The organism is Halomonas sp. (assembly GCF_052095765.1).
Classification (GTDB): domain Bacteria; phylum Pseudomonadota; class Gammaproteobacteria; order Pseudomonadales; family Halomonadaceae; genus Halomonas.
Map to the genome: position 1 here is coordinate 1 of NZ_JBQDJZ010000106.1, position 8,301 is coordinate 8,301.

Here is an 8,301-nt window from a genome sequence, read left to right on the forward strand (position 1 = left end):
CGCATCCGCGACTAGGCAGCCTGCGTTCAGTATATGCTGTTGTTTTTATTGGATTTTTGTAGGAGCGGCCTTCAGGCCGCGAAAGGCGCCGCAAGGCGCCTTGGTTTTGTTTGGCTTAGTCCAAAGGAGCCCATGCCACACCTTGCTAAGCTTGGTACGCTAATCGTTTATAAGCGAATATAATGGCGGGTCAGGCAGCCCAGTTTCTGGGCTGGCCTCAAACGCATGAGGGGAGTCAGGGATGCAGCAGCGCTTTGCACCAGGGATGCGGGTGGAGATCCGCGATGCTGAATGGCGAATCATGCGCGTGGACTACAGCTCCGATGGCGGCTATGTGCTGACCTGCGAAGGACTTTCCGAGCTGGTGCAGGGCCGTGAGGCGCTGTTTCTCACCGGCATCGACAAGGTGCGCATTCTCGATCCACGTGAAACCGAGCTGGTGGATGATGTCTCGTCAAATTTCGGCGCCAGCCTGCTCTACATCGACTCGCTGTTACGCAAGACCGCGCCCTCCGATGGCAATATTCATCTTGGCCACCGGGCCGCCATCGACGACATGCCGTTTCAGCTGGAACCCGCGCTGCAGGCGCTCAGCCAGCCACGTCAGCGCATCCTGATTGCCGACGCCGTTGGCCTGGGTAAGACGCTGGAAGCGGGCATTCTTACCAGCGAACTGATCGCCCGCGGACGCGGCAAGCGGATTCTGGTGCTGGCGGTGAAGTCGATGCTGACCCAGTTCCAGCAGGAGTTCTGGAACCGCTTTACCATTCCGCTGGTACGGCTCGACAGCGTCGGGTTGGCGCGGGCGCGTAACCGCATTCCGGCCAATCATAATCCGTTTCATTATTTCGACCGCGCCATCATCTCCATCGATACCCTCAAGCAGGATATCGACTACCGCCATTATCTAGAGCAGGCCTACTGGGACATCATCATCATCGATGAGGCGCATAACGTCGCTGAACGCGGCAGCCACTCCCAGCGTTCGCGACTGGCCCGGCTGTTGGCCACCCGTTCCGACACCCTGATCATGCTGTCGGCCACGCCCCACGACGGCAAGGCAGAGAGCTTCGCCAGTCTGGTCAACATGCTTGATCCTACCGCCATCGCCAACCCCAGCGACTACGCCGAGCACGATTTTCGTGACCGAGGGCTGGTCATCCGGCGCTTCAAGAAAGACGTGCGCGAACAGCTTGGCGGCCAGTTTCCTGAGCGGCATATCGAAACGCTCAGCTGCCCGACCAGTGCAGTGGAAGAGGAGGCCTACGCCCAGTTGATGGAAGTCAGCTTCCATACCCTGGACGGGCGCGGGCAAGGGGCCGGTCAGCTGTTTCGCACCACTTTGGAAAAAGCCCTGTTCTCTAGCCCAGCGGCCTGTCTCTCGGTGGCGGAAAACCGCATACGTCGGCTGCAGACCCGGCTGGACAAAGAACGTAGCGACGAAGTGCGCACCGCGTTGGTAGAAGACATCGACACCCTCAACGGGCTGGCGCTTGCATTGCGTGCCATCACGCCCGGGCAGTTCAGCAAATATCAGCTGCTCAAACAGCAGCTCACGGCTGGCCTGGGCTGGAAGCCCAGCGACCCGGAAGACCGCCTGGTGTTGTTTACCGAAAGCATCAAGACGCTGGAGTTCCTGGCCGCACAGCTGCCTGGGGATCTCAAGCTCAAGAAGGGGCAGCTTGCGGTGCTGCGTGGTGACATGCCTGACCGCGAGCTGATGGATGTCGTCGAACAGTTCAATCGCCGCGAAAGCCCGATCCGCCTATTGCTATGTTCCGATGTGGCCTCCGAGGGTATCAACCTGCACCACCTCAGCCATCGCATGGTGCATTTCGACATTCCCTGGTCGCTGATGGTCTTCCAGCAGCGCAACGGCCGCATCGACCGTTACGGCCAGACCCGCCAGCCGCAGATCCGCTACCTGCAGACTGAAAGTAACCATCCTAAGGTGCGTGGCGACCAGCGCATCCTTGAAGTGCTGGTAGAAAAAGACCAGCAGGCCCAGAAAAACATCGGCGACCCGTCAGAATTCATGGGCGTTTATGATCAGGCCGAAGAAGAAGCCAAAGTAGCCAGCGCCATGGAAGCCGGCACCGACCTGTGGGCCGACTTTGCCGCCCAGCTGGACGGCCAGCTGGAGCACAGCGAAAACCCGCTGGATGCCTTTACACCACAGCGCAAAAGCATCACAGCCAACGAGCGAATCAGCCCCTTGCCACGGGTATTCCCCGACGGCCAGGCCTACGCCCAGGCAGCATTCCGCTGGTTTGCCGAGCGCGGCGAGAAGCTTGATGCCGGAGTAGAGAACGACATTGTGTGGCTGACCGCCCCGGCTGACCTCAAGCAGCGCCTGGCCTATCTGCCCCGCGAAGTGAACCCCGATAACAACCACTTCCAGCTGAGCCTCAACAAAGAGCGTATTGCTGACGAAATCCGCCGCACCCGCCAGGAAGAGAACGCCGCCTGGCCGCAGATCCATTACCTGTGGCCCCTGCATCCGGTCATGGAGTGGCTGTCCGACCGCGCCCTCAACGCCTTTGGGCGTCACACCGCGCCGGTGCTGCGTGTGCCCGGCAAACTGGCCGAGAACGAGCATATCGTGCTGATCCACGGTGGTTTTCCCAACCGGCGTGGCCACGTGCTGATCCAGCACTGGTGCGGCGTATACTTTGCAGGTGATGGCAGCATGACGTTGCTCGATTGGCAGGCCCTGAAAGAGCGCATCGGGCTGGCCCCCGGCGCGTTGCCCAACCCTGGGCGCAGCGGTGATGTCAGTGCGTTGCGTGCGCTACTGCCTCGCGCCGTAGACGCCGCTCGCGATCAGCTGCAAACCATCAAGCGCGACTTCGAAGCCGCGCGCGCCGAAGCCCTGCTTGAGCAGCAAAAGCGCCTGGCCGAGCTGAAAGCAGGGCACGAGCTTCAGCTCGGGCTGACGCTGGAGCGCTCTAAAGCCCCCGACGCACTCAAAGCCCGCCAGCGCGGTGAGCGCCAGGCGCATATCGACCGCGTCTTCAACGACCATCAAGACTGGCTCGACAACACCCAGCACACCGAAGACGACCCCAACCTACAGGTCGCCGCCGACATTACCGGCTTGAAGGCAGAGGAGGGCGCATGATTCGTATGCCTTCACACCAATCACCGCAGCACGCCCCAAGGACAAGGAGGCTGACATGGCGCTGATCGGCCTGATCAACGAGAACGAATTTTACTCCGACCACTACCTGGCCGAGATTTTTGCCGGTGACATTCGCGGGGTGCTGGAAACCTGGCAGGGCAAGGAGACGCAGGCGCGTGAAGCCCAGCGCGAGCGGGCCGCCAGCCTGGGTGAAAAGCCGGGCCGCTATGACGGCTACCTTACGCCGGTTAACCGCCTGAACGGTCTGGCCCAAGACTGGCTGGCCCGCCAGCAGGAGGCCGAGCGTCGCCGTGGCAGCGAGCGCATCATCGCCCAGCGCGCCGTTAACCGCCGCCTGCTGGACGCATTCGCGCTGCCCAGCCGTTCGCGTCGGCTGGCGCTGGCCGACGACGACGCCCCCACCGGTAGCGAACTGCCGCTGCTGGGTGAGCTGAACGATGCCCAGGGCCATCCGCTGCTGTGGATTCTTGAAGCACTGCCCGCCGAGTACCAGGAAGCCGATCTTGACCCCTTGGCCTGCCATTTGCAGCCCGATCAGCTGCTGACCCTGAGCGATGCGCCGCTGCCGCCCGAGCTGGCCAAGGCAGGTGATGGCAAAGTCAGCGACGCTGATGCCCCGGACTGGCACCAGCGCCTGTCGCGCCAAGTGTTCAGCCAGGAAAAACCGCCGCGCTGGGTGCTGCTATGCGGTGCCCGCCAATGGCTGCTGCTTGACCGCGCCAAGTTTGCTCAGCGGCGTTTACTGCGTTTCGACTGGCCGGAGCTGTTCGCGCGGCGCGAGCTGGAGTCGCTCAAGGCGGTCAGCGTGCTGTTGCATGGCGAATCGCTGCTGGGCAGTGGTGGCACCGCACTGCTCGACAGCCTGGACGAAAACGCCCACAAGCATGCCTACGGCGTCTCGGAAGACCTCAAGTACGCCCTGCGTGAATGCATCGAACTGCTTGGCGATGAAGCCTCAAGCCAGCTGGAATCCCGCGCCCAAGCGCAGAAAAAAAGCATCTACACCGGCCACAACGCCCTGGACCCCAGCCAGCTCAGCCTGCAGTGCCTGCGCTACATGTACCGGCTGCTGTTCCTGTTCTACATAGAAGCCCGCCCCGAGCTGGGTTACGCGCCGGTGGGCAGCGCCACCTACCTCAAGGGCTACTCGCTGGAGCACCTGCGCGAGCTGGAGCTGGTGCCGCTGACCTCCGAGGCCGAGCGCAATGGCCACTACTTCCACGACACCCTGACCACGCTGTTCCGGCTGATTCACTCGGGCTACCAGCCCGCCGAACCCGACATGCTGGCCGAATACAGTGGCAACAGCGGCCGTCAGACGGGCCGCGACGCCTTCCGCATGACGCCGCTACGCAGCCACCTGTTCGACCCCGAGCGCATGGCACTGCTCAAGCACGTGGTGTTTCCCAACCACCTGCTGCAGCGCGTTATTCAGCTGATGTCGCTGTCGCGCCCAGCGGGCAGTGGCACGGGTGCCGGGCGCGGTAGCCGCCGGCGGCGTGGGCGTATTTCCTACGCCCAGCTGGGCATCAACCAGCTGGGTGCCGTTTACGAGGCGCTGCTCAGCTATCGCGGCTTCTTTGCCCGCGAAACCCTGTATGAAGTTAAACCCAAGGGCGAAAGCTGGGACCCGCTAGGCACCGGCTACTTTGTGGGTGCCGACGCGCTGGACGACTACAGCGACGACGAAAAGGTCTTCGTCAAAGAAGCACACAGCGGCGAAAACAAGCTGCTGGCCCACCCCAAAGGCAGCTTTCTATACCGCCTGGCCGGGCGCGACCGCCAGAAAAGCGCCTCGTATTACACGCCCGAGGTGCTGACCCGCTCGCTGGTGAAATACGCCCTGAAAGAGCTGTATGCAGAGCAGCTCGACCCGCTGCCCGATGACGCCGCCCGCGCCCAGCGCCTGCTGGAGCTGACCGTCTGCGAACCCGCCATGGGCAGCGCGGCTTTCCTCAACGAAGCCATCAGTCAGCTGGCCGACAAATACTTACAGCTGGCCCAATCTGCCTTGCCAGCGGGGCAGCGCATTCCCCAGGCTGACTACGCCGCCGAAAAGCAGAAAGTGAAGATGTATCTGGCCGACAACAACGTCTTCGGCGTCGACCTGAACCCCGTGGCGGTGGAGCTGGCCGAAGTCTCGCTGTGGCTCGGCGCGCTCTCCAGCGACCGCTTCGTGCCCTGGTTCGGCCTGCAACTGCACTGCGGCAACTCGCTGATCGGCGCACGCCGCGAAACCTTCAGCGCCGCCCAGCTCAGCCATAGCGGAGAGGGCAGCTGGCTCAAGTCGGCCCCCAAACGTTTGCCCCTGCACCTGCCGCTCTCGTCCGACAACACGCCTGAAAGCGCGGGTGAAAGAATGCCCGAGCCGGGCGCTGAACGTGACGCGCGCATCTGGCACTTCCTGCTGCCCGATACCGGCATGGCCGACTACATCGACAAAGCCGTCAAGGCGCTGTACCCCGAGGCCATCAAACGCATTACCGCCTGGCGCAGGCAGTTCACTAAAGCCTTCGCCAAAGACGACATTGCCCGCCTGCAGCGCCTCAGTGCGCGCATCGATGAACTCTGGGCCGAGCACGCCAAAAGCCTGGGTTGGCTGCGCCAGCGCACCACCGACCCCTACGCCATCTATGGTCGGCTCGCCACCGGCCAGGCCACCGATATCGCCTACAAGGATGCCGCACTCGACCAGGAACTGCTGGCCCGCGATCTGGACAACACCGGTGCCTACCGCCGCCTCAAGCTGGCCATGGACTACTGGTGCGCGCTGTGGTTCTGGCCGATTGCCGAGGCCGAAGCGCTGCCCGACCGCGACGAATGGCTGATGGACCTGGAAAACCTGCTGCTTGGCGACACCATCGCCACCCAGCGCCCCGGCCAGGCGCTCAGCCTGTTTGCCGACACCAACCCCGAAGAAGGCAAGCGCTTTGTCGACCGCTTCGGCGTGGTCAACTTCACCCAGCTGTTCGCCGCCTTTCCGCGCCTGGCCATGGCCAACCGCATGGCTACCCAGCGGCGCTTCTTCCACTGGGAGCTGAACTTCGCCGATGTGTTTGCTCAAAACGGCGGCTTCGACCTAACGCTGGGTAACCCGCCCTGGCTCAAGGTGGAGTGGTCCAGCGGCGACGTGCTGGGCGACTATGATCCGCGCTTTGTTATCCGCAAACTCTCGGCCACCAAGCTCAATGCGCTGCGCGATGAAACCTTCGAGCGCATTCCCGCGCTGAAGCAGGGCTGGACCGATGAATACGAAGAAAGCGAAGGCACCCAGGCGTTCCTGAATGCCGTTTGTAACTACCCCGAGCTCAAGGGCATCCAGACCAACCTCTACAAGTGCTTTTTGCCCCGCGCCTGGGCCAACGGCAGCGAAAAAGGTGTGGCGGGCTTTGTACACCCTGAAGGCGTATACGATGACCCTAAAGGCGGTATGTTTAGGCGAGAAATTTATCCTCGTTTGAAGCTGCACTGCCAGTTTCAGAACGAGTTTGGATTGTTTGAAGGAACTAATGACCATGGGCGTATGCGCTTTGGTACTCACATATATCTCACAACGCCCCAGTCAGAAGTGGCATTCAATAGCATTCACAACCTTTATATACCAAGCACGATTGATGCTTGTTTCGAAGATGACGGTTCAGGCGAAGTAGGCGGAATCAAGGAAGAGGTTGTGGAAAGCAGCGGGGCGGTGTCCATGAAGTGGAACACGATGGGACACCGTGATCGGATTATTGCGGTTGGTGAGCATGAGTTAGAGCTTTTTGCCAAGCTTTATGACGCGGCGGGCACCGATGCGCTGGAGGCTCGCCTGCCAGCACTACATGCCCGCCAGCTGATCGCTGTGCTGGAGAAGTTTGCCGCCCAGCCCAAGCGCCTGGGCGATCTGGAAGGCGAGTACATATCGCTGGAAATGTGGCACGAAACCAATGCCCAAAGCGACGGCACCATCAAACGTGAAACAGGCTTTCCCGACAACGCCGAGCAGTGGGTGCTTTCCGGCCCGCACTTCTTCGTTGGCAGCCCTTTCTACAAAACGCCGCGTGCCGTTTGCACCGGCAACAGCCACTACGACGTACTCGACCTGGAGCGTCTGCCCGACGACTACCTGCCGCGCACCAACTACGTGCCCGCCTGCGACCCCGACACCTACCGCGCCCGCACCCCCAAGGTGCCCTGGATAGACGACGGCGAAAGCCAGCCCAAGCGCGTGACGGAGTATTATCGACTGGTGAATCGTGAAATGATCGGACCGTCATCAGAAAGAACGCTGATGACAACCATTATCCCGCCTGACGTTGCGCATATTAATACCTGTTTATGCACGGCTTTTACTGATAGCCGTACTTTGCTGGATTACTTCAGCATGACGCTTTCAGTGCCGTTGGATTATCGGGTGAAAAGTACGGGCATGGGGCATGCCAACGTTACGCTAATCAGGCAGCTGCCCGTACTGACAGATGATGCTTATAGGGTTGCATTACATAGCAGGGCGCTAATGCTAGTGTCACTGACTGGCCACTACGCCGACCTCTGGCAATCCTGCTGGCAGCCGGCCTTCCGCGAGCAGCGTTGGTCCATCAGCCCCGACAGCGACCACCCCGGTGCTCGGGTACTCAACCAAAGTTTCTTCAGCGAGCTGACCCCTGAATGGCAGCGCCACTGCGCGCTACGCAGCGACTACGCCCGCCGCCAAGCGCTGGTGGAAATCGACGTGCTGGTCGCCCAGGCGCTCAACCTCACGCTGGACGAACTGCTGACCATCTACCGCGTGCAGTTCCCCGTGATGCGCCAGTACGAAGCCGAAACCTATTACGACCAGAACGGCCGCATCGTCTTCACCCCCAGCAAAGGCCTCGTTGGTGTAGGTTTACCGCGTAAAGCCAAAAAAGCCGAGCTGAAAGAAGGCATTAGCTACCAGATGATGCTTGCGCCAGATTACCCCAACAGCGCCGAAAACGCGGCACACTATATCCAGCAGGCAGAACACAGCCAGCAAACACCCACCGCCCTGGGTTGGGAAGACATACAACACATGCCAAACGGCAGCGTGCGCAAAACCTACCAAGACGACACCCAACCCGGCGGCCCGCGTGAAACCCACGTCGACTAAGTGCCTAACCGAAAGTTTTCGTGCATAATGTATGTAGGATAACTGACAC

At 61.2% G+C, this 8,301-nt stretch carries 2 protein-coding genes; both read left to right on the forward strand.

Features of this window, described 5'->3' with window-relative positions:
- The first annotated feature begins 241 nt into the window (after nucleotides 1–241).
- On the forward strand, nucleotides 242–3,121 hold the full coding sequence (locus ACTH3D_RS11665) for a DEAD/DEAH box helicase (protein WP_441667291.1): 2,880 nt from the start codon (nucleotides 242–244) through the stop codon (nucleotides 3,119–3,121).
- A 55-nt stretch (nucleotides 3,122–3,176) separates the two neighbouring features.
- A complete protein-coding gene (locus tag ACTH3D_RS11670; RefSeq protein WP_441667292.1) occupies nucleotides 3,177–8,252 on the forward strand; it encodes an Eco57I restriction-modification methylase domain-containing protein in 5,076 nt (1,691 codons plus the stop codon).
- Nucleotides 8,253–8,301 lie beyond the last annotated feature (49 nt).

What these genes read in the sequence shown, in the direction of transcription:
- ACTH3D_RS11665 (WP_441667291.1), top strand. Translation starts at nt 242, where the DNA reads ATGCAGCAGCGCTTTGCACCAGGGATGCGGGTGGAGATCCGCGATGCT.
- ACTH3D_RS11670 (WP_441667292.1), top strand. Translation starts at nt 3,177, where the DNA reads ATGGCGCTGATCGGCCTGATCAACGAGAACGAATTTTACTCCGACCAC.